Origin of the sequence: Flavobacterium sp. (genome assembly GCF_044360715.1) — a bacterium.
GTDB lineage: Bacteria > Bacteroidota > Bacteroidia > Flavobacteriales > Flavobacteriaceae > Flavobacterium.
The window spans coordinates 1-25,941 of sequence record NZ_JBIKJY010000015.1; the positions used below are offsets into that span (position 1 = coordinate 1).

Consider the following 25,941-nt stretch of genomic DNA (forward strand, 5'->3'; position numbering starts at 1 on the left):
CTTTGTTTGCAATATATTTTAAACCTTTTGGTCCGTGATAGACCGCATACATTCCAGCCATAACTGCCAATAAAACTTGAGCGGTACAGATATTTGAAGTTGCTTTTTCTCGTTTAATATGTTGTTCGCGAGTTCCTAACGCCATACGTAAGGCGCGATTTCCGTTTACATCAATTGAAACACCAATAATTCTTCCTGGCATCGAGCGTTTATATTCGTCTTTTGTAGCGAAAAAAGCAGCATGAGGACCGCCGTAACCCATTGGAATTCCAAAACGTTGTGAAGTGCCAACTACAACCGCAGCTCCCATTTCACCTGGAGATTTTAATTTCACTAAAGATAAAATATCGGCCGCAACAGCTACTTTAATTTCATTTTCTGATGCTTTTGCTATAAATGAAGTATAGTCGTTTAATTGACCAAACTTCCCTGGATATTGAAGGATGGCTCCGAAAAAGTCTGATGAAAAATCAAATGTTTCATGATTTCCAACTACTAATTCAATGTCAAGTGGCGTAGAACGGGTTTGAAGAACTGATAATGTTTGTGGTAAAATTTCTTCTGAAACAAAGAATTTACAAACATTATTTTTCTTTTGATCACGGGTTCTAACATCGAACAATAAAGTCATTGCTTCAGCTGCAGCTGTTCCTTCATCTAATAAAGAAGCATTTGCAATTTCCATTCCAGTAAGTTCAATTACGGTAGTTTGGTAATTTAAAATAGCTTCCAAACGTCCTTGAGCAATTTCTGCTTGGTAAGGTGTGTAAGCAGTGTACCAACCCGGGTTTTCAAAAACGTTTCTTTGAATTACCGCAGGAACAATAGCTGGGTTGTAACCTAATCCAATATATGATTTGAATACTTTATTCTTTTTACCTAATTCTTGTATATGATTTAAATACTCATATTCGGTCATAGGTTTTTCCAGATTTAGTTCGTTTTTTAAACGAATATCTGTAGGAATAGTTTCGTAAATTAATTGATCTACTGAATCTACTCCAATAGTTTTTAACATGTGGTTTAGGTCGTTTTCACCTGTTCCAATGTGTCGTAAAGCAAAAGCATCTGTTTTCATTTATATATAAAAATAGGTTGTGTTTAAATTTGAGTACAAAAGTAATTATTAATCTGCTAAAATTAATTGCTTTTTAGTTGAATTTTTGTGATTTTTATCAACTAAAATAGCTTGTTATTAACACTTTGATTATTTTTGTTGAATGTTAGTTTTAAAACAAATTTTCGATTTATACATCAAAAGTAGTTTACATGTTGCTTTTGCCATTTTCTCCTTTGTAAAAGTAGTAGAACTTTCGTTAAACATTTCTTCTAACGTGTTTTTAGAATTAGCTATTTTTTCTGGAAGTGTTTTGGGTTATTCGGTTTTAAAATATTTCGAATTTTGGAAATCCACTAAGTTTTCAATACACAAAAATAAATCTGTTTTAGGAATTACAACAGTTGCATTTTTGACTTTTGTATTTTGTTTTTTTCAATTAAAGTTTAGTTTTCAAATCGCATTTTTACAAATCTTTTTTTTGGTTGTATTGTATCCGTTTTTACGCAAATATTGGTTTTTAAAAATAGCCGTTGTGAGTTTTTGCGTAACGTATGTGGTGAGTTATATTCCAACTTTAGAAACTAAAACGGTGTTTTTTTACGATGCGATTTTGCAAGTCAAATTATTTTTTCTGATATGCGCGTTGTTAATTCCACTTGAAATTTATGATTCGCAGCATGATGCAATAACCTTACAAACGATTCCTCAGAAATTTGGTATAAAAAAAACAAAGTATTTAGGATATGTTTTTTTAGCTGTATTTTGTATTCTGAGTTTAATATTGCGTTTTGAACGTTTCGATATAGTAATAGCAATTATAATCGGACTTTTTATTGAATTTTCTTCGACAAAAAACACAAAATATTACACCAGTTTTTGGGTGGAAAGTATTCCTATTTTGTGGTGGTTGTTAGTTTTGATTTTTAATTAAATCAACCCCGCTCTTTTCAGCAAAGCATCTGCATTTGGCTCTTGTCCTCTAAAGTTTTTATATAGCGTCATTGGATGCTCCGTGCCACCTTTTGACAATACATTATCTTTAAATTTGGTAGCGACTTCTTTATTAAAAATGCCTTTTTCTTTAAAATAAGCAAACGCATCGGCATCTAAAACTTCTGCCCATTTATAACTATAATATCCAGAAGAATAGCCGCCTTGAAATATATGAGAAAATGAAACACTCATGCAATTTTCTGCAACATCTGGAAATAATGACGTGTCGCCCATAGCTTGTTTTTCAAACGCTTTTACATTTTCAATCGGTTGGTTTTTTCCATGATATTCCATGTCTAATAAGCCAAAACTCAATTGGCGTAAGGTGGCCATTCCTTCTAAGAAACTTGCCGATTCTTTAATTTTTTCCACATATGCTTGTGGAATAATTTCGCCCGTTTCATAATGTTTAGCAAACAAAGCCAATGCTTCTGGTTCGTAACACCAATTTTCCATTACTTGAGACGGCAATTCTACAAAATCCCAAAACACTGAAGTTCCCGATAGGCTAGGGTAGGTGGTATTGGCTAACATACCATGTAATCCGTGACCAAATTCGTGAAACAAAGTCGTGACTTCATTAAACGTTAATAAAGAAGGTTTTGTTGCAGTCGGTGGCGTAAAATTACACACATTAGAAACGTGAGGTCTTTCATTATTTCCGTCTTTTATATATTGTGGTTTGAAAGAGGTCATCCAAGCGCCATTTCTTTTGCCTTTTCTTGGAAAGAAATCGGTGTAAAATATCGCAACTAAGTTTTTATTTTCATCTAAAACTTCGAAAGTTTGTACATCAGAATGGTATTTATCAATCTCAAAAACTTCGTTAAATGTTATTCCGAAAAGTTTTTCTGCAATTGTAAATGCGCCGTTTAATACATTTTCTAATTTGAAATAAGGTTTTAATGATTCATCGTCTAAATTGAATAATTTTTGTTTCAATTTTTCTGAATAATAGGCGCTATCCCATTTTTCTAATTGTTCAATTCCGTCTAATTCTTTTGCAAATGCAGCTAATTGTTCAAATTCTCTTTTAGCAGCGGGTTTGGCTTTTTCTAAAATATCATTTAAGAAAGAAAGAACTTTTGTTGGGTTTTGCGCCATTCGTTCTTCTAAAACAAAATGCGCATGCGTTTCGTATCCTAATAAATTAGCACGTTCATGACGAAGGGCTACAATTTTTTTAGTAATTTCTTCATTATTATATTCGTTATTTTGAAAGGCTTTTTTGCCAAACGAAATTGCCATTTCTTTTCTTAATTCTCTTTTTTCAACATAAGTTACAAATGGCATATAACTTGGAAAATCTAAAGTAAATAGCCAACCTGTTTTTTCTTTTGATTTGGCTAAATCAGCTGCGGCTTCTTTAGCTCCTTCAGGTAACCCTTTTAAATCTACTTCATTTGTAATGTGTAATTCAAAATTATTTGTTTCTGCTAAGGTGTTTTCGCCAAAAGTCAATTGTAATTGTGCCAATTCGGTATCAATTTCTCGTAAACGTGTTTTTTTATCTTCGGTAAGTAACGCTCCATTTCGAGTAAAACCTTTGTATTTTTTTTCTAATAATGTAGCTTGTTCTGTTGTTAAATTTTTATCGTTTTTGTTCTCATAAACGGATTTTACTTTTTTAAACAAATCTTCGTTTAAAGCAATATCGTTTCCAAATTCTGTAAGTAATGGCGTAACTTCTTGTGCGATTTTTTGCATTTCATCTGAAGTTTCTGCCGAATTTAAATTAAAAAAAATACTTGACATTCGGTCTAACGCTTCACCAGAATATTCTAATGCTTCGATGGTGTTTTTAAAAGTAGCTGGTTCAGTAGAATGAATAATTTTGTCAATTTCAATTCGTGCTTTTTCTATGTTTTGAACAAAAGCTGGGAAATAATCTTCTAATTTTATTTTAGCAAATGGTGCTGAATTGTATTTAGTGTTGAATTTTTCGGTTAAAATCGACATATATGTAAGTTTTTTGTGGTATTTGATATTTATTATCAGTTTATAAATCAGTGTTTTAGGATTACTTTAAAAATATTTTCAAAAAAATCCGACAAAACACTTTTTTTACCGATAAAATACGTATATTTGTAAAAGAAAAAATGAAGCAAATCATTTTTTTACCCCCAAACAGATTTTTTTTTTATAGTTGTCACTTAATAGTGAATAGTTTTTTGGCCCCGATTTTTATCGGGGTTTTTTATTTTTTTAAGTTTTCAGATGCCTTTAACACGGTATCACGTAAACCTTCTTTGTAGAAAATAATTTTATCTAACACGCATTTATCTGAACTACCTATAATTTGTGCGGCTAAAATCCCAGCATTTTTTGCTCCGTTTAAAGCAACTGTTGCCACAGGAACTCCGCCAGGCATTTGTAATATTGATAAAACAGAATCCCATCCATCAATAGAATTGCTCGATTTTACAGGAACTCCAATTACCGGAAGCGGACTCATAGAAGCCACCATTCCTGGTAAATGTGCCGCTCCGCCAGCTCCAGCAATAATTACTGAAATTCCACGAGTGTGTGCATTTTTACTAAAATCGAATAATTTTTCCGGTGTTCTGTGTGCCGAAACAATATCAACTTCGGTTTCAATATCAAATCCTTTTAAGATATCTATGGCTTCTTGCATCACTGGCATATCCGAAATGCTTCCCATTATAATGGCTACTTTACTCATAAGTTATATTTTTTTGAACACAGATTTCACAGATTTTCACAGATTTAATTTGTGCTAATTTGTAATATCTGTGTTTATTTTACTTCACTAATTACTCTAATTGAATTCTTTACTTCTTCGGCAATTTTTCTGGCTGATGCCATATCCTCATTAACAATCGTAACGTGTCCCATTTTTCTGAATGGTCTTGTTTCTTTTTTACCATAAATATGAGGTGTCACGCCATCAATTGCCATTATTTTTTCGATGTTTTCGTATATTACAGGTCCAGAAAAATCTTCTTCACCCACCAAATTCACCATAATTCCAGCAACTTTACTATCAGTATTTCCTAAAGGTAAATTTAAAACTGAACGTAAATGGTTTTCAAATTGCGAAGTATAACTCGCTTCAATGGTATGATGTCCTGAATTATGTGGCCTTGGTGCTACTTCATTTACTAAAATGTCGTCGTTTTCTGTTTGAAACATTTCTACAGCTAATAATCCTACGTGATCAAATGCTTTCGAAACTTGTAAAGCCGTTTCAATAGCTAATTGCGCCACTTTTTCATCAATTCGGGCTGGACAAATTACATATTCTACCTGATTGGCTTCTGGATGAAATTCCATTTCCACTACAGGATAGGTTTTAATGTCGCCATTTGCATTTCGGGCAACAATCACGGCTAACTCATTTTTAAACGGCACCATTTCTTCTGCAATGCATTCAACTTCAGGTAAATGTAATAAATCCATTGTAGAACGACAAATTTTCACGCCATTTCCATCATATCCAAATTGGGCGCACTTCCAAACAAAAGGAAATTCTAACTCGTCTTTTTCTAATGCTTTTTTTAAATCATTTAAATCTACAAAACGTTGGTGTTTTGATGTTGGAATATTGTTTTCAACATAAAAATCTTTTTGTTTTCCTTTGTTCTGAATTAATCGTAACGTTTTAGGCGATGGATATACAATATGTCCTTCTTCTTCTAACTTTTCTAATGCGTCTAAATTTACATTTTCAATTTCAATGGTAATGGCATTACACATTTTACCAAATTGGTAAACGGTTTCGTAATCTAACAAACTTCCAACAAAAAATTTAGTTGCTCCATACTGGGCTGGCGCTTCGTTACTTGGATCTAAAACGAAAGTAGTGATATCAAATTTTCGGGTTTCTGTCAAAAGCATTTTGCCCAATTGACCGCCACCTAAAATACCTAATTTAAAATCTGAAGAAAAATAATTCATTAGTTGTTGTTGTTGTGTTTGTGCAAAGATACTAATTTGAATTTGTTTCGCAATTAGCTGCTATTTTAGTTTTCTTAAAATATCTTTAGCAGCTGCTTTATATGCGGCGGAATGTTTAAAAAAATCTTGCGAAAGTATGGTTTTTAAGTCTTCATTAATCCAAGGGTATTTTTTCCCGAAATTGTATAAAGTTATCATAGAATAGGCTTTTGTAGCTACTTTTTTATCCTGAATTAGCCAATCTAAACAGGTTTCAATAATTTTTGTTTCTTGGTTTTCGGAAAGTTTTATAGTTTTCGATTTAGATAAAAACATACATATTTTAGAAATAGGTCTAATAGCAGAATCATCTTTAAACTGTCTTATTTTTGTTAAAAAATCATCTAAAAAAGGAAGAATTAGTTCCATTTTGATTTCGAAAATTAATTCTAATGACCAACACGCTTTAATGTGAATTTTATCTTTTTCATTTAGACCAATTTCCATTAAATATTGCAATTTTTCTGGATTTTGAAATACATAATCGCGAATAAATTCTCGACTTATTCGATGTGCAGTACTTTCCGATAGCAGTTTGTAAAATGCTTGATCCATCGATGTAAAAATAATCAATTTTTAAAAAAACACATAATAATGTTTTTATATGTTTAATAGTTTGTAAATTTGTGGTTTATTTTAACTTTAACAACACAATGATTAATATTGTTTTATTCGGAAAACCAGGCGCTGGTAAAGGAACTCAAGCAGAATTTTTAAAAGAAAAATATTCGTTAACGCATTTATCTACTGGCGATATTTTTAGATTTAACATTAAAAACGAAACAGAATTGGGCTTATTGGCCAAAACCTATATGGATAAAGGAGATTTGGTTCCAGATTCTGTAACCATTCAAATGTTACAAAGTGAAGTAGAAAAAAACAGTCAATCAAGAGGTTTTTTGTTTGATGGTTTTCCAAGAACAATTGCTCAAGCAGAAGCTTTAGATGCTTTTTTAACGTCTAAAAACGAAGAAATTACAGCTACAGTTGCTTTAGAAGCAGACGATGAAATTTTAGTAAAACGTTTGTTAGAAAGAGGAAAAACTTCAGGCAGACCAGACGATCAAGACGAAGAAAAAATTAGAAACAGATACCAAGAATATAACGAAAAAACAGCACCTTTAATGTCGTATTACGAGGCACAAGGAAAGTTTTATGCTGTAAACGGAATTGGTTCGATTGAAGAAATTACAGAACGATTAAGTACAATAATCGATAAATTTTAAGTACATTGCATTTAATTCAACTATATAAAAATTGGAAATAGTCATAATATTCTTGTTGATACTGCTCAATGGAATTTTCTCTATGTCAGAGATTGCACTCATATCAGCAAGAAAAAATAGGTTAGAAACCGCCGCCAAAAAAGGCAACACGAGTGCAAAAACAGCTTTAGATTTAGCCAATTCACCTAACAAATTTTTGTCTACGGTACAAATTGGTATTACTTTAATTGGTATTTTAACAGGTATTTATTCTGGCGATAAAATAACAACAGATGTTGAAACTTTTTTCGCAACCTATACATTAACTTTTCCATATGCTCACACTTTAGCAGTTAGTGTTGTTGTTGTGATTTTAACTTTCTTTTCATTAGTATTTGGCGAATTATTACCAAAAAGAATTGGGCTAAATTATCCTGAAACCATTGCTAAGTCTGTAGCCGTTCCTATGAAAGTAATGTCTATTGTTACTGCTCCATTTATTTGGTTATTAACTACTTCTACAGATTTTATTTTAAAAATATTTAAGATTAAACCAACCGCAGATGGCAAGGTTACTGAAGAAGAAATAAAAGCCATTATCAAAGAAGGAACAGAAGTTGGTGAAGTACAAGAAATTGAGCAAGATATTGTGGAACGCGTGTTTCATATTGGTGACAGAAAAGTTAATTCTTTAATGACGCACAGAAAAAGCATTGTTTATCTGGCTTTAGATGAGAGTTATGAAGAACTAAAAGCGAAAATTTTAGATGAATTGCATTCTGTATACCCTGTTTGTAATGAAAATTTGGATGAAGTTATAGGGGTTGTTTTATTAAAAGATTTATTTGCAAATATTGAAAAAGGCGATTTCGATTTACAGAAAATTATGATTGAGCCGGTATATTTTATTGAACATACTTCAGCTTACAAAGCGTTAGAAAACTTTAAAAAGTCTAAAATTCATTATGCATTAGTTACAGATGAATATGGCGTTTTTCAGGGAATTATTACTTTAAATGATATCTTAGAAGCATTAGTAGGTGACGCAGCCGATTTTTCTGATGAAGAATATCAATTACTGGCAAGAGAAGACGGAACTTGGTTAGTGGATGGACAGTATTCGTTACACGATTTTATGACGTATTTCGATTTAGATGATATGCTTAATGATTATGAGGTTACTACTGTTAGTGGATTGATTATTACAGAATTAGGTAGTATTCCAAAACAAGGCGAAAAGCTAATATGGAATAAATTAGAATTTGAAGTGATGGATATGGATGGCGTTAAAATTGATAAGATTTTAATAAAAGTAATTACAGAGTAAGCAGTTGCATTCGCAGTTTTTAGTCTGCATAAAAATTAAAAATTAATATTATAGAATAGTTTCAATTGGTTTTACAACTGAAAGCTAAAAAACAAGAAAATGACTGAAGGAAATTTCGTAGACTACGTAAAAATATATGTTGCATCTGGTAAAGGCGGGAAGGGTTCTTCTCACTTACACAGAGAAAAATTTATTGAAAAAGGTGGTCCAGATGGTGGAGACGGTGGTCGTGGAGGTCATGTGATTATTAGAGGAAGTAAAAATTTATGGACGTTGTTTCATTTGAAATTTTTGCGACATGTGAAATCAGGTCACGGTGGAGATGGAGGAAGCAGTAGAAGTACCGGACATGATGGAGAAGATAAATTTATAGAAGTTCCTTTAGGGACAGTAATAAAAGATAAAGAAACTGGCGAAATTTTATTTGAAATTACAGAAGACGGTGAAACTAAAATTTTAGCTCGTGGTGGAAAAGGTGGTTTAGGTAACTGGAATTTCAGAAGTTCTACTAACCAAACGCCAAGATATGCACAACCTGGAATTCCTGGAGAGGAAGTAGATGTTATTTTAGAATTAAAAGTGCTTGCTGATGTTGGTTTAGTAGGCTTTCCAAATGCTGGAAAATCGACTTTATTATCTGTTTTAACATCTGCAAAACCAAAAATTGCAGATTATGCATTTACTACTTTAAAACCCAATTTAGGAATTGTAGCTTATAGAGATTTTCAATCCTTTGTAATTGCAGATATTCCTGGAATCATTGAAGGAGCAGCTGAAGGTAAAGGTTTAGGGCATTATTTTTTAAGACATATTGAAAGAAATTCTACGTTATTATTTTTGGTTCCAGCTGATGCAGATGATATTAAGAAAGAATACGAAATTCTTCTTGATGAATTAAGACGATATAATCCCGAAATGTTAGATAAAGACCGATTGTTGGTGATTTCTAAATGCGATATGTTAGACGACGAATTACAAAAAGAAATGAAACAACAATTAGATAAAGAACTAAAAGGTCTTGATTATATGTTTATATCTTCTGTTGCGCAACAAGGTTTAACAGAATTGAAAGATAAATTGTGGAAAATGTTGAATATTTAGCATTTATTCAATTTTTTTTATATTTTTGAAACTTAATAATAAAATATTCAAATGAAAACAAAATTACTTTTATTACTTTTTGTTGTTTCCATAAGTTTTGGACAACAAAGAACCTGCGGAACTGACGCATACATGGAAAAAATGTTGTCTAATCCAGAGATGAAACAACAATATTTAGATCTGCAAAAACAATTTGAAAGCGAATTACAGAGACTAACTAATGCGCAGCAACAGAGAAATGGTAACGCTACATTTAGCACCAATGCTACAATTAGAATTCCTGTGGCTATTCACTATCCATCTGTTGCAAATTCAAGTACAGCAACCGTAAAAAATTGCTTGCGATTATTGGCTCAAAAACAGATAGCCATATTAAATGCAGATTATAATGCTACTAATTCCGATATTTCACTTTGGACAGATGCAAGTGCTTATTATCCTGGTGTAAATATAGGAGATATGGATGTTTCATGGGAAATTGCTACTCAAAATCATCCAGCTAGTTCCGGTTTGTCAAATGGAACGTTAGCAATTACTTTTGGTACTAATTTTTTATCAGGGGCAGATAGTGATTCAGAATGGACAGGTTATTGTAATTTAGTTGTTAGAAATATTAGCGGAAGCATTTTAGGATATTCACCTCTAGGAGGTATGCCTAATCAAGGTATGACAGTTGTAATTGATAATGATGCTTTTGGAGCTACAATGACAGGAACACCAACTAGTTGTTCTGGATATGTACCAAGCGCACCATATAATTTGGGCAGAACTTTGACACATGAGTTAGGACACTTCTTTAATTTATATCATACTTTTCAAGGATGTGGAAGTAATTGTGCTACTACAGGTGATAGAGTTTGTGATACTCCTGCTGCAGGATCTCCCTACTATAATTGCGATCCAGACGGATCTGTAACTTCAACTTGTGGTTTTACTCAACTAACAATGAATTATATGGATTACGTTCAGGATTCGTGTATGTACATGTTTACAGCTGGGCAAGTTACAAGAATGATGGCTTGGTACAACTTTATATCTTCTCAGTTACAAACAAACGTTTTAGCAAATAATGATTTTGTAAAAAATAATTTTTCAATTGCTCCGAACCCTAATAAAGGTGTTTTTTCAATTCAATTGACTGAAGTTACAGATAATTATTCGGTTATAATTATTGATGCTTTAGGTAGAGAAATTTTCAATGCAGAATATAATCAAACATCGGATTTAGTTCAAAATATTGAATTAGAAAACGCCTTGAGCGGTATGTATTTTGTAACGATTCAGAGTAAAGGTGCTCAAACCACTAAAAAAATAATTATAGAATAATTCTATAATAAATAATATTTAAAAAAACAGTTGGAAGTTTACTTTTAACTGTTTTTTATTAAATAATAATATGATTAACATAAATATTTTTAAACAAAAAATAGTCTGAAAGCTGTAACATTTATTTAAATTTATCGACTACTTTAATATTAATTAACTTTACCTGAAATTAAAATGAAAAAAATTATTTTATCCTTAGTTGCTGGAATTATGCTGATGCCAATGAGCGTTAAAGCAGATGAAGGTATGTGGTTTTTAATGTTCATTGAACGTTTAAATCACCGTGATATGCAAAAAATGGGATTACAGTTAACCCCTCAAGAAATTTACAGCATTAACAACCATAGTTTAAAAGATGCTATTGTGCAGTTTAATGGAGGTTGTACAGCTGAATTAATCTCAAAAGATGGTTTGGTATTAACCAATCACCACTGTGGTTATGATGCGATAGCGGAATTATCTACTGCAGAAAAAAATTATTTAAAAGAAGGATATTGGGCAGCAAACAGAAAAGAAGAATTAAAACCTTCGAGTTTATTTGTGCGTTTCTTCGTTCGTATGGACGATTGTTCAAAAAGAATTTTATCAGTTGTAACTCCAGGAATGAGTGAAGCTGAAAGAGAAAAAGCAATCAACCAAGAAATTGCTAAAATTGAAAAAGAAAACAATGAAGGCGGAAAATATACCGTTTCAGTTCGTCCGTTTTTTCAAGGAAATGAATATTACTATTTCGTATATCAAGATTATAAAGATGTTCGTTTAGTTGGTACGCCTCCAGAAAGCTTAGGAAAATTTGGTGGAGATACAGACAACTGGGAATGGCCACGTCATACTGCAGATTTTTCTATGTTTAGAATTTATGCAGATGCTAACGGAAATCCTGCAGAATATTCTGTAAACAATGTTCCGTTAAACCCTAAACATCATTTACCAGTTAATTTAAGCGGTGTTAAAGAAAACGATTTTGCTATGATTTTAGGATATCCAGGTCGTACAAACCGTTGGATGCCAGCTGGTGGAATTGAGCAAAACGTAAAATTTGCATACCCTGCTTGGGTAGAAGGCTCTAAAACTGGAATGGACAATATGAAAAAATATATGGTTCAATCTGATGCTTTAAATTTAGTTTACGCTTCTAAATTTGCAGGTGTAGCTAACTATTGGAAAAACCGTCAAGGTATGATTGATGCCTTAACAAAATTTGGAACAGCAAAATCAAAAGCAGCTCAAGAAGCTAAATTTAATACTTGGGCAAATCAACCAGCAAATCAAGCTAAATACGGAAATGTAGTAGCCAATATCAATAAATATTATGATATGACGAATGAAAAATCGCGTCATGATAATTATTTACAACAGTTATTCAGAACGTCTGCTTTTGGAACAATTAGCAGATCTTTAGGTAGACAATTAGAAATGTATACTAAAGCAGATGCAGCTAAACGCGCTGAAATGGCTCCGGCTATTGAAGAAATGGCAAATGAAATGTTTAAGGAATTACATATTCCTGCTGAAAAAGATATATTAGCAGCTCAGTTGGCTTTATACGCTAAAAAAGCAGGTTATGCATTAGCACCAACAGTAGAAAAATTAGCAAAAGAAAACAATGGTGATTTTACAAATTATGTGGCTTCAGCTTTTGATGCAAGTATTTTTACCTCAATTGAAAAAATTAAAGCTTACTTAGCAAATCCAAACGATGCAGCTTTAACAAGTGACCCTTTATATGTTTTATCAAATGATTTAACAGCACATATCGGTAAAAGAAGTGACGAGTTAATGAAAGCACAAAACGATTTTGGTGCGTCTTTCCGATTATTAGTTGAAGGTTTAAGAGAATCCAAAATTGGTACTACTTTATATCCAGATGCAAATTCAACGTTACGTTTAACATACGGAAAAGTTCGTTCTTTACCAGCTGACAAAAGAAATGATGCTAAAGTAAATAATTATACCACTTTAGATGGACAAGTTAAAAAATACAAAAAAGGCGATTTAGAATTCGATTTACCTACAAAAGTAATAGACATGAATGCTAAAAAAGATTTCGGTCGTTATGCAGATAAAGATGGTTCTTTACATGTTAATTTCTTAACTGACAACGATATTACAGGTGGTAACTCAGGTTCTCCAGTATTAAACGGAAAAGGAGAATTAATCGGTTTAGCGTTTGATGGAAATATTGAAGCAATGGCTGGAGATGTTATTTTTGATCAAAAGTTACAAAGAACAATTAACGTAGATATTCGTTATGTACTTTGGGTAATTGAAAATTTCTCTGGTGCTAAACACATTGTAGACGAAATGACTTTAGTGAAATAATTTACTTAAAGTTACAAATAAAAAAAGAGTCTCGAGAAATCGGGACTCTTTTTTGTTTTCTATAGTTATAATTGTCATCCTAAGCTTGTCCAAAGATTGGGCGTTCCCTTTCAGGTCGTGCTGTCCACTATATCTTTTTAATTTTGTTGCCTTTCTTTAGTCGTAAAAGTTGTCTTCGAGAACCTCGGACAACGTTTACTTTCATATATAATAGTTGTTTTGTTGCCTGAGGCACTCGAAGGCAACAAAATAAAAAAGGATGCCGTTCCCATCACTAACGCAAATCCGTTTTCAAAACAAAAGAAAGTCAACACTATCTTGTTATGCTGACAGCATCTTTTATTATCCTTATTCTCAATACAATCACCACAATCTTGTCATTCCGACCTTAGGAGGAATCTCATAATATGCATCAATAATGCTTTAACCGCAAACTTGTTCATGCTGGAAAGGATCTCTTATTGTTTGTGCTTAAGAATTGTGTAAATTGTATTGCATAACATCTTTACGTGCGACCCTTTCAGGGTGACAAACAATCCGTGGTGTTTTTTAAACCAAATTATCAATATCCTCCTGAACCATTTCCCAATCTGAAAGTAGTTTGTCTAATTCCGCTTTTTTCTTGTTGTATGCTGTAAAAAATGAAGCGTTTTCCAAGTGCTTGTCGTAATTAGAAGCCAATTCTTTATCATCGTTTTGAATGTCAATTTCTAATTGTTTAATTTGACTTTCAATTTTTGATAATCTATTTTGTAACGATTTGTTTTTCTTTTGGTCTTCGTAAGAAGCTTTGGAATTTTGGTTTGCAGAATCTTCTTTTTTCTCAATATCCTTTTTTTCAACATCACGCATGTTTTCTAAATTGCGTTGTTCTAAAAAGTAATTGATATCGCCTAAATATTCTTTAATTTTTTGGTCTTTAAATTCGTATACTAAATTCGACATGTCTTGTAAAAAATCCCTATCGTGAGAAACGAGTAGGAGCGTGCCTTCATATTTTTGAAGTGCCGCTTTTAAAACATTTTTCGATTTAATATCTAAGTGATTTGTTGGCTCATCCATTACCAAAACGTTAATGGGTTGCAACAATAATTTACACAAAGCCAAACGGTTTCTTTCGCCTCCAGAAAGTACTTTTACTTTTTTCTCAACATCATCACCACGAAACAAAAACGACCCCAGCATATCTCTAACTTTTGCTCTATTGGTATCCGTTGCGGCATCTTCCATGGTTTGCAATAACGTAATTTCGCCATCTAAATACTCCGCCTGATTTTGTGCAAAATAACCCACTTGAACATTATGGCCTAATTTTATTGAACCTTCGAACTCAAATTCGTTTACTATGGCTTTTATAAAAGTCGATTTCCCTTGGCCATTCTGACCTACAAATGCAATTTTACTGCCACGTTCTACTAAAAGTGAAATATCTTTTAAAATTGTATTGTCTCCGTAGGCTTTTGTTACGTGTTCGGCTTCGATAACTACTCTTCCAGGCACTTTAGAAACAGGAAACGAAATATTCATCACGGAATTGTCGTCTTCATCCACTTCAATTCGTTCTACCTTATCTAATTTTTTAATTAAAGATTGTGCCATTGAGGCTTTAGAAGCTTTGGCACGAAACTTTTCAATTAATTTTTCGGTTTCTTCAATTTTCTTGGCTTGATTTTTTTGAGTTGCCAATTGTTTTTCACGAATTTCATGACGTAATTCTAAATATTGCGAGTACGGTTTATTGAAATCATACGCTTTTCCTAATGAAATTTCAATTGTACGATTGGTAACATTGTCTAAAAACATTTTATCGTGCGATACAATAACTACTACTCCAGGGTAATTTCGTAAAAAACTTTCCAACCAAATGATACTTTCTATATCCAAGTGATTGGTAGGTTCATCTAATAAGAGAATATCGTTGGCTTGAAGCAATAGTTTTGCCAATTCAATACGCATACGCCAACCACCTGAAAATGTTTCCGTTTGGTTGTTAAAAACCTCTCGTTTAAATCCTAAGCCTAATAATATTTTTTCTGTATCACCTACATAGTTGTAACCACCTAAAAGTTCAAATCTATGCGTATAATCTGATAAATCTTCTATAATTTGAGAATAGGCCTCACTTTCGTAGTCGGTTCTAGTTACTAATTGGTGGTTGATTTCTTCTAATTTTTTTTCTACTTCTTTAATATCTGTAAACGCTTGATACGCTTCTTCTAAAACCGTTCTTCCAGCTTCAAAATCGATATCTTGTCGTAAAAATCCAATTCTTACTTCTTTTTCAGTAGCAATTTGCCCAGAATCGGGTTTAAAATCGCCAGCCAAAATTTTCAACATGGTCGATTTTCCTGCTCCGTTTTTACCTACTAAACCGACTCTGTCGCCAGCGCCCATTCTAAAAGTAACTTCTTCAAATAAATACGTTCCACCAAAGGAAACAGAAAGATTATGTATGTTTAGCATGTTTTTTTCTAATAAGGTGCAAAAGTACTATACTTATTTTACCTTTACATCAAAATAGTAAAAATGTTTAGTAAAGGGTCTAAAATTTATGCGATGATAACAGGTTGTTGTCCCAAATGTCATGAAGAAAGCATGTATTTAGACACAAATCCTTTTAATGTGTTTAAGATTTATGCCATGCACGAAACGTGTTCGCATTGTAAACAAGTATATAAAATAGAGCCTTCTTTCTTTTTTGGTGCGATGTTTGTAAGTTATGGACTTGGAGTATTAATTGGAATTATTTCCTTTTTAGTTTCGCATTTTGTATTTCAAGCTAATTTAAAAACGGCTTTTATCTCAATTGTTGTTGCTCTAATTTTGAGCAATACCCTAATCATGCGAATGTCAAGAAATATCTGGATCAATATTTTTGTTCACTTTGATAAAAAATGGAAAGAAAACTTATCTAAATAGTTTTTTATAACACCTTTCTATTGAAATTTCGTTGTCTAATGGGATTCCATTTTCAATATATTGATATAACTTATCTGATAAATACGGTGCAAAAAGTACACCTCGAGTTCCTAATCCGTTTAAAATATATAAGTGGTTGTGAAGATGGTGTTTTCCTAAAAGTGGTCTTCTGTCTTTTACAGTTGGTCGTACTCCTGCTAAATGGTCTATAACTTCAAAATCGCAAGAAATTACTTCTTTTAAATGGGTAAGTAATTCTGTTTTTGCTTTTTCGGTTTTTTGATTGGTTTTGTCTTCCCAATCATACGTGGCGCCTACTTTGTACAAATGATTTCCTAAAGGTAAAATCCAAATGCTTGAATTGATAATTTCTTTTAATTTTAGAGTTTCGGATTTAATAATCAATAGTTCACCTTTAGTTCCATCAAGTGGTAAGTTGTTAAAATAGGGATTGTTATGTAAACCAAAACCTTCTGCGAATACAATTTGTTTGGCTCGTATGTTATTATATTGAATGTAATTGTTTTCAATATGTATTTTTGAATAGTCAAAGGTTTCCTCAATATACATAGAATTAGAAAGTAAATACTGAGTATAGGTTTCTTTCAATTTTTTAGTGTCTAAAAAACCGGTATGATGTACTTTTCCAAATTTAAAATTACTTGATACAGCCTGGTTATTTAATATTTCTAATTCACTACTTAAATAATTGGATAGGGTAGGTTTGTCAGACGCGGTAAACCAATTGTTTTGTTCTTCAATGTTATTTAATTTACGCAATAACGGTATTTCATATAGAAATGTAGTATGTAATTTTTTTTCTAAATTTTTATAAAATGGAATTGTAATAGCCAATTGAGCTTCTGCTTCCCATATTTTTGTAAATCGTTTTAAAACAATTGGATTGTATAATCCTCCAGCAATTGTAGTAGAATTTTGAGAGTTGTCATTTAGTACCATTATTTTTTTATGGTGTAACAAACACGTTTCTGCAAAGCAAATTCCTGCTAAACCTGAACCAATAATTAGGTAATCTACTTCCATTTTGATGTATTATAATAATTTATTCTCATTATTGTCATTTTGACATAAGGAGAAATCAAATAAAGTAATACTAATTATGAGATTTCTCCTTATATCGAAATGACACAAAAAGTAATTTTTATATGGTACAAATTTAAACAAAAAAAAACTCTTACCGAAGTAAGAGTTTTTTGTAATATAATTGGAGAAATATTTTTATTAGTAATTCCACATATCTAATTCGAAATTACGTATTTTTTCTTTTACTCTTTCTGATTCTAATAATTGCATTTGTGCATTTTCCTTCATGTAATCTTTTATCTCTCTATCCCCGTAAACATTTTCTTCTAAGTAAATTACGGCATTAAAACGACGCGAATTTAACAAATGGTCAAATGTAAATGGCATAGCAGAGTTTCTTTCATTGAAAGCTTTAGCAGCATGTAATACATCTCTTGAAGCTGGAAAATAAATCCAAAACAACTCAATAGGAGCGTCATTTTTATTTTCTTCCTTGTTCATAGTGTACACATCAGGTACTAAAGGACAAATACCTTGTAATCTGTATTTTAATTCACCTTGACGTTTATCAAAATACCAGAAACCTTTTATTTTATATCCTTTAACATGAAATGCATCAATAGTTTGCTTAGTAATGAATTCTTCAGATATTGGATCTCCAGCTGCTAATTGTTCAATACCAGCATCTGAGGTATCGATAAAAACTCTTGCTTTTTGAATATCGTTAAAAGTCTTTTTTGTAGTAAAATATCCTGAATCATATACTTCAGTAATTTTTCCATCATCAATTCCTTTCATTATCACTTCAAAAAGTGGTTTTCTTTCTGAACCTAAATCTTTAGAATCATCAACTGGATAATACATTGGGTAATTTACTCTTTGGTCCACATCAATATGTTCCCAAACAGTTTTCCCCATAAAAACATCCCTATCTCCTATGTAGCCATAAGGTAAAGGTTTGTCGTTATCTGCATTTTTTTCTGCTTCGGTTTTTTTACCGATTTCTGCAGGTGTCTTTGCATTTAGTAAATTAGATTGTGCAAACGAAAGTGTACTCAAACAAAATACCGTTACTAATAAAAAATTTCTCCAATTCATTTTTTTATTTTATTTAAATTATTGTACCTCAAATGTACATGGCGAAACATTTTTAGCAGGTTGGTTGATACCAACATACTTAACTTTAATTTCTGATATTGTAACAACATCACCTCTACCTGCTTTTTTGATTGCTGATATAGCTTGTCCATTCATTTTAGCACCCTGAACAACAACAGTTGGCTGTCCTGGCACTTTTACGTTAAATTGAGTAACATTAATTGTTACAGGAAAATCAAAATCTTCTAAAGCTGCAGATATTGTACATACTTCTAGGTTAGATTTTGGTCCTTTTGCAGAAACTTCACCTCTGATTTTACCAGTAGGAGCAGGTATACCTTTAATTCTAAATGTTTGTTTACTTGAAAAGGTTCCACCACCGTTTGGTAATGTAGCAGAAACATTAATAGTTACGTCTTTACCTTGTCCTGGGTTTAAAACATATTGTCCAGGTTTACCTGAAGATCTCATCCCAGGAGCATTTGCTTTTACGTCACTTGAAGGAATACCAGGAACAGATACCGAAATTGGGTTATCTACACCTCTGTAAACTACATTCATTTTATCAGCAGAAACAATAGCTTGATTTGGTTTAGGAACCACTACATAGTTACCTTTAATTGGTAAACTAACCACTTTTCCATTTTCGTCAAAGTTGAAAGATCCTGTAATTTCTTTTTCACCAACACTTCCTGCTCCAAAAGAGAATTTAGCTTGACCCGCTTCCGCTTTCATTGATTGTCCATTTACAATTACAGATTTTGCAACTAAATTTGGATCAAATTTTCCTAATATAATTTTTCCTGTTACAGTTTCTCCTTGAAAGAAAGCTGTTTTGTCTGGAACTACTATTGGTTGGTAAGCTGTTAAAGAGGCTGCTGCAACTAAGTCTGATTGGAACATACCACTAATGATATCACTTTCAGTAGTTTTAATATCTGCTTGAATTTGTGATAATTTAGTAATAGATGCAATTAAAGGAAATCCTTTGTAATTGTAATCTAACCAAGGCACATTTCCATCTTCTGTTTTTACTTTGTTTGTAGCAAATCTTTTTTCAATTTTTTTCATTTCAGCTTCTACAATTGAGCTTCCACCCGTTGCTTTAATTTGAGCTGCAAATGAACTAAATTTATTTAAAAATTCAGTACCTTTAGCTGATGGTCTGTCGCCAGAAAACCAGTATTCATCAATTATATCACCTTTATCCATTGCTTCGAAATTAAGACTTCCATCTTCTTTTCTTTCAACATCTTTAGTGAATTGTGTTTTTAATCCTTCTACATAACTGTAAAATTCTTTACATAATAATCTGATTTTATCAACTTTAGCTTTTTTATCACCATATTGTTTTGGTTGATCTTGCGCTTTTTGAGCTAACTGATCGAAAGCTGATTGATTTCTTGCTTCTGCAATACCATTTGATTCTGTGATTTTGTCATTTAAGATACCAAAAGCCGATAATACTTCTTTTGACATATTCATTGCCAACATTGCCACAAAAACCAAATACATCAGATTAACCATCTTCTGTCTAGGGGTAAGTTTTCCTCCTGCCATTTTTTTCTAATTAGTTTAGTTAATTAATTTGTTTAATTTATTTGATAAAACTAATTATCCTTTGTTTTGCATAGCAGTTAACATTCCACCATATACCGCATTTAATGAAGATATGTTTGATGTCATAGATTGCATTTGCTCTTTTAATTTAGATGCATTTTCTGCAATTTCTGCATTCGCATCTGCATTTTTCTGAGCACCATCAATTTGTGCTTTGTATAAGTTGTTTAACGCTTCTAATGAAGTAGCTGCGCTTACCATTTGTTCTGCATATTTTGTTTGAGAAGCAATAGCATCAACTGTTGGAGCGATACCTTTAGCAGCACCTTCAAAGTTTTTAATACTATTTCCTAAGCTAGTCATTAATTCCCCATCAATTTTGGCTTCTTTTAATAAGTTGTCTAATTTTTGAGATAATAAACCCTGTGCTTCTTCAGGGTTTTCTTTTTTTCCTGATTTTGGTTTAGCTTCTCCACCAGCTAATTCTGGATACACTAATGACCAATCTAATTCATGTTCAGGAGCTTCAAAAGCTGATAATCCGAAAATAAATGCTTCAGTTCCCAATCCAACGATTAGCATAATTCCTGCTCCAGGCCAGTGCATTAATTTGAAAAGTGCCCCAAGGATTACTACTGCCGCTCCCATACCGTAAGCGAAATTCATTGCTTTTTTGCTTAAAATTGCCATAATTTAAAATTTTAGTTTGTTTAGTTATAATTATTTAGTTTAGTTAAATTCTTGTTTATAATTTTATTTATTTCCTGTTTTTTGTGTTCCCATAAAATCTTGTACAGTTCTGAAACCGATATAACTTCTTGCAGAATCTTTATATTCAAAATCACGCGTTGATACTTGTAAGAAGAATCCTACATCTTTCCAAGAACCACCACGAATCACTTTTCTTTGGTTTGCTTTATCTGAAACATTTGGACTCATAGTAGAAATAAATTCATAAGCTCCTGCATCGTAAGAAGAATCAGTCCATTCAGCTACATTTCCAGCCATATTATATAAATTGAAATCATTTGGTTCAAATGATTTTGCTTCCAGAGTATATAAGGCACCATCTGCTGCATAATCTCCTCTCATTGGTTTAAAATTGGCTAAGAAACAACCACGGTCGTTTTTAGCATATGGACCACCCCAAGGATAAGTTCCTGATTCAATTCCACCTCTTGCAGCATATTCCCATTCTGCTTCAGTAGGCAAACGGAACGCATTTACTTGATCTCTTCCTTTTTGTTTTTTAACATACGAGTTTTTATACAATGTTCTCCAAGCACAAAATGCTTTTGCTTGATCCCAAGATACACCTACTACTGGGTAATCTCCATATGCTTGGTGCCAAAAATAACTATTGTGCATTGGTTCGTTGTAAGAATACGCAAAATCTTTAATCCATACTGTTGTATCTGGATATATTTCTATAGGTTTTGCATCTTCATAAAAGTTTTTACGCCCTTTTTTCTTTACTGCTTTGTTTAAGTCAACTTGATTGTATTTGAATTTTAATTTACTGACATCCATCGTTTTTAACCCATTAAACGATTCTGATTCTGGTAAATACATTGAATCCATTACTTCTACATAAGCCGCATCTGGATATTTAGCAGTTTCTTTTATTAATTTTACTTTTTTATTTGTTTTTCTATTAGCGTATGGATCGTCATCTGTTCCTACACTATAATAGTTTTCATACATATATTTGTCGTACGCTGTCATTTTAGCTGGATCAATATCTGCGAATGCAAAATCACCGATACTTCCAGTGTTTTTCCCTCCTGCAGCTGGTTTTGCACCATCTTCATCTGCTTTAACAGCTAATCTTGTTCTGATTGTAGAATCTTTAACCCATTCTACGAATTGGCGGTATTCACTATTTGTAATTTCAGTTTCATCCATATAAAATGAAGGAACCGTAACTGTTTTAGTTGGCGCATCTTGTACATTAGCAATATCATCGTCTGACTTACCCATAATAAATGCACCTCCAGGGATAAGTGTCATGCCAAAAGGTTTTTCTGAAAACCATTTTTTGCCTTTAACTCCTACCACTTCGCCTTTATCGCCTTTTCCACAGCTTGTAAGTAAAGCTAATGCCGCCGATAATACTAAAAACTTTTTCATATTAATTGGGTTATAAAATTTTATTTTATTTTAGGCTTCAAACCTATCTATTTATTTTGACATATACAATAGCAAAAGCAAAATAATCTAAAAAAAAGTGCATTTTATCGATTTTTGCTATGCTTTTAACGATTTTTTTAATAGCTTTTTCTGTGTGCTTTCCACCATCTTTCGGGGATTTCAGCGTTACAAGCAGCTACATAATCATCGTTTGTACAGGGTAATAACGTTTTTTTAACTGTTTTATTATATATTGTATTGTAATTTATTTCCATCCACCATCTTTCAGATCGGTTACTTTTATAAAAAACCAATTCTTCTTCTTCAGCTAAAACTATGTATCTATTATAATTTGTTTTGTCTTCAAAAGGATATTCATAACTTCTTAAGTGAAATCCTTCAATAAAATACCATACAATTTGTGCTATGATTTCATTTTCGTTGGCATTGAAAAATTGATTAAAAATTCCAAAAGCACTTACTTTATCACTTATTCCTGCATATCGTGCTAAAGTGCAGATTTCTCTACCATCAAATCCATTTGGATAAAATTCTGTCGTATTTCCTGAATCGGATGATTTTATAGATTTTAAATCAAGACTAATAATATCCGCATCTCTAAAGATAGGCTCTACAATAGCTGGGTTTTTACTTATTTCGCCTAATCTATAGGTGTCAAAATACAATTTCTCAATTAAATCAATTTCTTCTTGAGAAGTGTAATACGTTTGATATCCTATACTGCAGAAATTATATAAATTAGTTGGCTCTTCAACAATTATTCTTGATAAATACGAATCAGATTCTAATTTTTCATCTTTTGCAAAATCGAATTTATTATCAATTGCGACTAAATTTACCATTTGGTCTAATTGATCAAAAGCACGATACATAGCGTAAGTTAAATCTTGCGAACCACCAACGACCAAAGGTATGATTTTCTGTTTGATTAAACTGGCACAAATGGTTTTTAACACAAAATAAGTATCACTTGTTTCGTTTCCAACTAATACATCTCCTAAATCGGCAATGCCTTTGTTCCAATTTCCTGGAAATAATCTGTAAAATGCTTTACGGAAGTTGGTAAAGTCAAATGACTCGTTGTTTAAATTTGCACCTCTATTTTCGTTTACACAAATAAGTGCGATGGATATGTTTTCTAAATTAGGATAATCGGTAGCTGTATGCATTACAATTTTTTTACCTAATGTTTGATTAGATAATTGAGTTGTAAATTCTTGAATTTCTTCAGATACAGGTTGTAAATATTCGAATATCATAAAATTATTTCTTTTTGGCTACAGTTTTTTTAGCTGGCGCTTTTTTTGTCGCTGTTTTTTTAGGGGGTGTTTTTTTCTCAATCATCTCTTTTACCGTTTCAAGAGTTAATTTTGTAGCATCTATATCTTTACTCAGTTCAATTTTAATTTTTCCTTTTGTAATTACAGATCTTCCCCAACGCGCTTTTTCTACTTTTATACCTTCTTCTTTCCAATAATGAAGTACTTTTTCGATTTCTTTTTGTTGTTTATCTTCAATTAATTCATTGATATCAGCTTGAGATAAATTATCAAAATTGTATTTTTTATTTACATTGATAAAAATACCATTCCATTTTAAGAAAGGTCCAAATCGGCCTACGCCTTTTTGAACAGGTAAATTATCATAGGTAGCAATAGGCGCATCTGCCTTCGTTTTTTCATCAATCAATTCGATGGCTCTTTCCATTGTTACATCTAATGGTTCTTCGCCTTTTGAAAGTGAAATAAATTGTGTTCCAAATTTCACATAAGGTCCAAAACGGCCATTGTTTACTTCAATTTCTTCACCTTCGTACGTTCCTAAAGATTTTGGTAATAAAAATAAATCTAAAACTTCTTCTAATGTTATATTACTTAGGTTTTGCTCGTTTCTTAAACTTGCAAATTGTTTTACTTCGTCATCAATAGCGCCAATTTGAGCCATTGCGCCGTATTTTCCTAATCGAACACTTACAGGTTTTCCTGTTTTTGGATCGGTTCCTAAAATGCGTTCTCCAGATTCACGTTCTGCTGTGGTTTGTACTTTGGTAACAATTGGATGAAAATGATTGTAAAATGTACTCATCATTTTATGCCAATCCTCGTTTCCAGCTGCAATTTCATCAAAATCTTGTTCTACTTTAGCAGTAAAATTATAATCTAAAATGCTTTCAAAGTTTTTTACTAAAAAGTCAGTCACAATTCCTCCAATATCAGTTGGAACTAATTTTCCTTTATCGGAACCTGAGTTTTCTTTTAACGTTTGCGATTTTATTTCTTTACCAATTAAAGTTAATTGCTCGTATTTTCTTTCTGTACCTTCAAAACTTCCTTTTTCAACATAATTTCTGTTGATAATGGTGGAAATAGTTGGCGCATAAGTCGAAGGACGACCAATGCCTAATTCTTCTAATTTTTTTACTAAAGAAGCTTCTGTATATCTACTTGCAGGTCTACTAAAACGTTCTGTTGCTGCAATGAATTTATGGTTTAGTTTTTCGTTTACTTTTAAAGCGGGTAACATACCTTCTTGTTCTTCATCATCTTCATCATTACCTTCTAAATATACTTTTAAAAAACCATCAAATTTGATTACTTCACCAGTTGCAGAAAAATATTCGTTGTGTGTATTCGCAGCAATTTTCACATTGGTTCGTTCCAGTTGCGCATCACTCATTTGCGAGGCTAAAGTACGTTTCCAAATTAAATCGTATAAACGGGCTTGGTCTCTATCGATATCAACCGTATGACGACTCATATCTGTAGGACGAATTGCTTCGTGCGCTTCTTGCGCTCCTTTTGATTTTGTATTGTAATTTCTTGGTTTACTATATGCTGCTCCGTAATACGAAGTAATTTCAGCTTGTGCAGCAGCCATAGCATCCTGAGAAAGGTTTACACTATCCGTTCTCATATAGGTGATTAAACCGGCTTCGTACAAACGTTGTGCAATTTGCATCGTAATTCCAACAGGTAAATACAATTTACGAGCGGCTTCTTGTTGTAAAGTAGACGTCGTAAACGGTGCTGTTGGCGATTTTTTCGTTGGCTTGGTTTCTAAATCCGCTACATTAAAATTCGCATTTACATTCTTTTCTAAAAATGCTTGAGCTTCTTCTTTTGTATTGAAATTTTTATTTAGTTTGGCTTTTACAGTTTTTCCAGCTTCATTCGTAAATTCAGCGCTAATTGAATAACTTCCAACAGCTTTAAAATTCTGAATTTCACGTTCGCGCTCTACTATTAAACGCACAGATACCGATTGTACACGTCCGGCAGATAATCCGCCTTTTACTTTTTTCCAAAGAACAGGAGACAGTTCGTAACCCACTAAACGGTCTAAAACTCTACGAGCTTGTTGTGCGTTTACTAAATTATAATTGATATCTCTCGGATTTTCAATCGCTTTTAAAATGGCTGTTTTTGTAATTTCGTGAAATACGATACGTTTTGTTTTTGCAGGATCTAATTTTAATTCTTCGGCTAAATGCCAAGAAATAGCTTCTCCTTCTCGGTCCTCATCGGAAGCTAACCAAACCATATCTGCTTTTTTAGATAAGTCTTTTAGTTTTTTTACTAATGCTTTTTTATCTGGAGAAACTTCATATTTAGGTTTAAAGTTATCGTTCACATCTACACCAATTTCCTTTGAAGGTAAATCTGCAATATGTCCGTAACTCGATTCTACTTGGAAATCTGTTCCTAAAAATTTTTCAATGGTTTTTGCCTTTGCAGGTGACTCCACGATAACTAAATTCTTCGCCATTTTCAATAATTTGATTTTGCAAAAGTATATTATTTTTTTGATTAATATATATAGGTGTGGTTTTTTTGATTTTTTGAATTGTTGCACCTCAATTTTTTTAATTTTTTGTTAAA

Annotated in this window: 20 protein-coding genes; 7 read left to right on the plus strand and 13 right to left on the minus strand. The window is 32.2% G+C overall.

Features of this window, described 5'->3' with window-relative positions:
• On the minus strand, positions 1-1,078 hold a 1,078-nt coding region (locus ACIQ16_RS06460; RefSeq protein ID WP_396149792.1), incomplete at its 3' end, for a glycine dehydrogenase.
• Positions 1,079-1,220: 142 nt separating this feature from the next.
• Between ACIQ16_RS06460 and ACIQ16_RS06465 the strand changes: the two genes are divergently transcribed.
• Positions 1,221-1,991 carry a hypothetical protein gene (locus tag ACIQ16_RS06465; protein ID WP_396149794.1) on the plus strand — a complete coding sequence of 257 codons (771 nt, stop codon included), beginning with the start codon at positions 1,221-1,223 and terminating at the stop codon, positions 1,989-1,991.
• On the opposite strand, the gene ACIQ16_RS06470 is transcribed toward ACIQ16_RS06465, so the two are convergent.
• The 4 genes from ACIQ16_RS06470 to ACIQ16_RS06485 form a co-directional block, all read right to left on the minus strand.
• The gene (locus tag ACIQ16_RS06470; protein ID WP_396149796.1) at positions 1,988-4,012 is read right to left on the minus strand and encodes a M3 family metallopeptidase; all 2,025 of its coding nucleotides are present in this window, start codon (positions 4,010-4,012) and stop codon (positions 1,988-1,990) included. The two genes, ACIQ16_RS06465 and ACIQ16_RS06470, sit on opposite strands and share 4 nt — an antisense overlap.
• 238 nt (positions 4,013-4,250) lie before the next feature.
• Positions 4,251-4,736 carry a 5-(carboxyamino)imidazole ribonucleotide mutase gene (purE, locus tag ACIQ16_RS06475; protein ID WP_396149798.1) on the minus strand — a complete coding sequence of 162 codons (486 nt, stop codon included), beginning with the start codon at positions 4,734-4,736 and terminating at the stop codon, positions 4,251-4,253.
• A gap of 74 nt (positions 4,737-4,810) precedes the next feature.
• Positions 4,811-5,971: a 5-(carboxyamino)imidazole ribonucleotide synthase gene (locus tag ACIQ16_RS06480; protein ID WP_396149800.1), complete on the minus strand. Its 1,161-nt coding sequence runs from the start codon at positions 5,969-5,971 to the stop codon at positions 4,811-4,813.
• Between the two features lie 60 nt (positions 5,972-6,031).
• Positions 6,032-6,583 carry a hypothetical protein gene (locus ACIQ16_RS06485; protein ID WP_396149802.1) on the minus strand — a complete coding sequence of 184 codons (552 nt, stop codon included), beginning with the start codon at positions 6,581-6,583 and terminating at the stop codon, positions 6,032-6,034.
• Between the two features lie 80 nt (positions 6,584-6,663).
• Between ACIQ16_RS06485 and ACIQ16_RS06490 the strand changes: the two genes are divergently transcribed.
• The 5 genes from ACIQ16_RS06490 (at position 6,664) to ACIQ16_RS06510 (ending at position 13,291) form a co-directional block, all read left to right on the plus strand.
• Entirely contained in the window at positions 6,664-7,236 is a 573-nt protein-coding gene (locus ACIQ16_RS06490; RefSeq protein WP_291240969.1) for an adenylate kinase, read from the plus strand.
• A gap of 31 nt (positions 7,237-7,267) precedes the next feature.
• Positions 7,268-8,542 carry a hemolysin family protein gene (locus ACIQ16_RS06495; protein ID WP_396149804.1) on the plus strand — a complete coding sequence of 425 codons (1,275 nt, stop codon included), beginning with the start codon at positions 7,268-7,270 and terminating at the stop codon, positions 8,540-8,542.
• Between the two features lie 99 nt (positions 8,543-8,641).
• Positions 8,642-9,643 carry a GTPase ObgE gene (obgE, locus tag ACIQ16_RS06500; RefSeq protein WP_396149806.1) on the plus strand — a complete coding sequence of 334 codons (1,002 nt, stop codon included), beginning with the start codon at positions 8,642-8,644 and terminating at the stop codon, positions 9,641-9,643.
• A 51-nt stretch (positions 9,644-9,694) separates the two neighbouring features.
• Complete coding sequence (locus ACIQ16_RS06505) at positions 9,695-10,969, plus strand: zinc-dependent metalloprotease (protein ID WP_396149808.1); 1,275 nt, start codon at positions 9,695-9,697, stop codon at positions 10,967-10,969.
• A gap of 174 nt (positions 10,970-11,143) precedes the next feature.
• On the plus strand, positions 11,144-13,291 hold the full coding sequence (locus ACIQ16_RS06510) for a S46 family peptidase (RefSeq protein WP_396149810.1): 2,148 nt from the start codon (positions 11,144-11,146) through the stop codon (positions 13,289-13,291).
• A gap of 549 nt (positions 13,292-13,840) precedes the next feature.
• Here the strand turns inward: ACIQ16_RS06510 and ACIQ16_RS06515 are convergent.
• Positions 13,841-15,754 (minus strand): ABC-F family ATP-binding cassette domain-containing protein, encoded by a 1,914-nt coding sequence (locus ACIQ16_RS06515; RefSeq protein WP_396149812.1) that lies wholly within the window; start codon positions 15,752-15,754, stop codon positions 13,841-13,843.
• 63 nt (positions 15,755-15,817) lie between these two features.
• On the opposite strand from ACIQ16_RS06515, the gene ACIQ16_RS06520 reads away from it, so the two are divergent.
• Positions 15,818-16,210: a DUF983 domain-containing protein gene (locus ACIQ16_RS06520; protein WP_396149814.1), complete on the plus strand. Its 393-nt coding sequence runs from the start codon at positions 15,818-15,820 to the stop codon at positions 16,208-16,210.
• On the opposite strand, the gene ACIQ16_RS06525 is transcribed toward ACIQ16_RS06520, so the two are convergent.
• The 7 genes from ACIQ16_RS06525 to topA form a co-directional block, all read right to left on the minus strand.
• Entirely contained in the window at positions 16,199-17,254 is a 1,056-nt protein-coding gene (locus ACIQ16_RS06525; protein WP_396149816.1) for an NAD(P)/FAD-dependent oxidoreductase, read from the minus strand. The genes ACIQ16_RS06520 and ACIQ16_RS06525 overlap by 12 nt on opposite strands.
• A gap of 198 nt (positions 17,255-17,452) precedes the next feature.
• Positions 17,453-18,352, minus strand: coding sequence for a gliding motility protein GldN (gldN, locus tag ACIQ16_RS06530; protein ID WP_396149818.1), 900 nt, complete (start codon positions 18,350-18,352; stop codon positions 17,453-17,455).
• 18 nt (positions 18,353-18,370) lie between these two features.
• Positions 18,371-19,912 (minus strand): gliding motility protein GldM, encoded by a 1,542-nt coding sequence (gene gldM / locus ACIQ16_RS06535; RefSeq protein ID WP_396149820.1) that lies wholly within the window; start codon positions 19,910-19,912, stop codon positions 18,371-18,373.
• 54 nt (positions 19,913-19,966) lie between these two features.
• Positions 19,967-20,602 carry a gliding motility protein GldL gene (gene gldL, locus ACIQ16_RS06540; protein WP_396149822.1) on the minus strand — a complete coding sequence of 212 codons (636 nt, stop codon included), beginning with the start codon at positions 20,600-20,602 and terminating at the stop codon, positions 19,967-19,969.
• 63 nt (positions 20,603-20,665) lie between these two features.
• Positions 20,666-22,042 (minus strand): gliding motility lipoprotein GldK, encoded by a 1,377-nt coding sequence (gene gldK, locus ACIQ16_RS06545; RefSeq protein WP_396149824.1) that lies wholly within the window; start codon positions 22,040-22,042, stop codon positions 20,666-20,668.
• Positions 22,043-22,179: 137 nt separating this feature from the next.
• The gene (locus ACIQ16_RS06550) at positions 22,180-23,322 is read right to left on the minus strand and encodes a formimidoylglutamase (RefSeq protein ID WP_396149826.1); all 1,143 of its coding nucleotides are present in this window, start codon (positions 23,320-23,322) and stop codon (positions 22,180-22,182) included.
• A gap of 4 nt (positions 23,323-23,326) precedes the next feature.
• Positions 23,327-25,828, minus strand: a complete 2,502-nt coding sequence (gene topA, locus ACIQ16_RS06555) for a type I DNA topoisomerase (RefSeq protein ID WP_396149828.1) — start codon at positions 25,826-25,828, stop codon at positions 23,327-23,329.
• Positions 25,829-25,941: the final 113 nt, after the last annotated feature.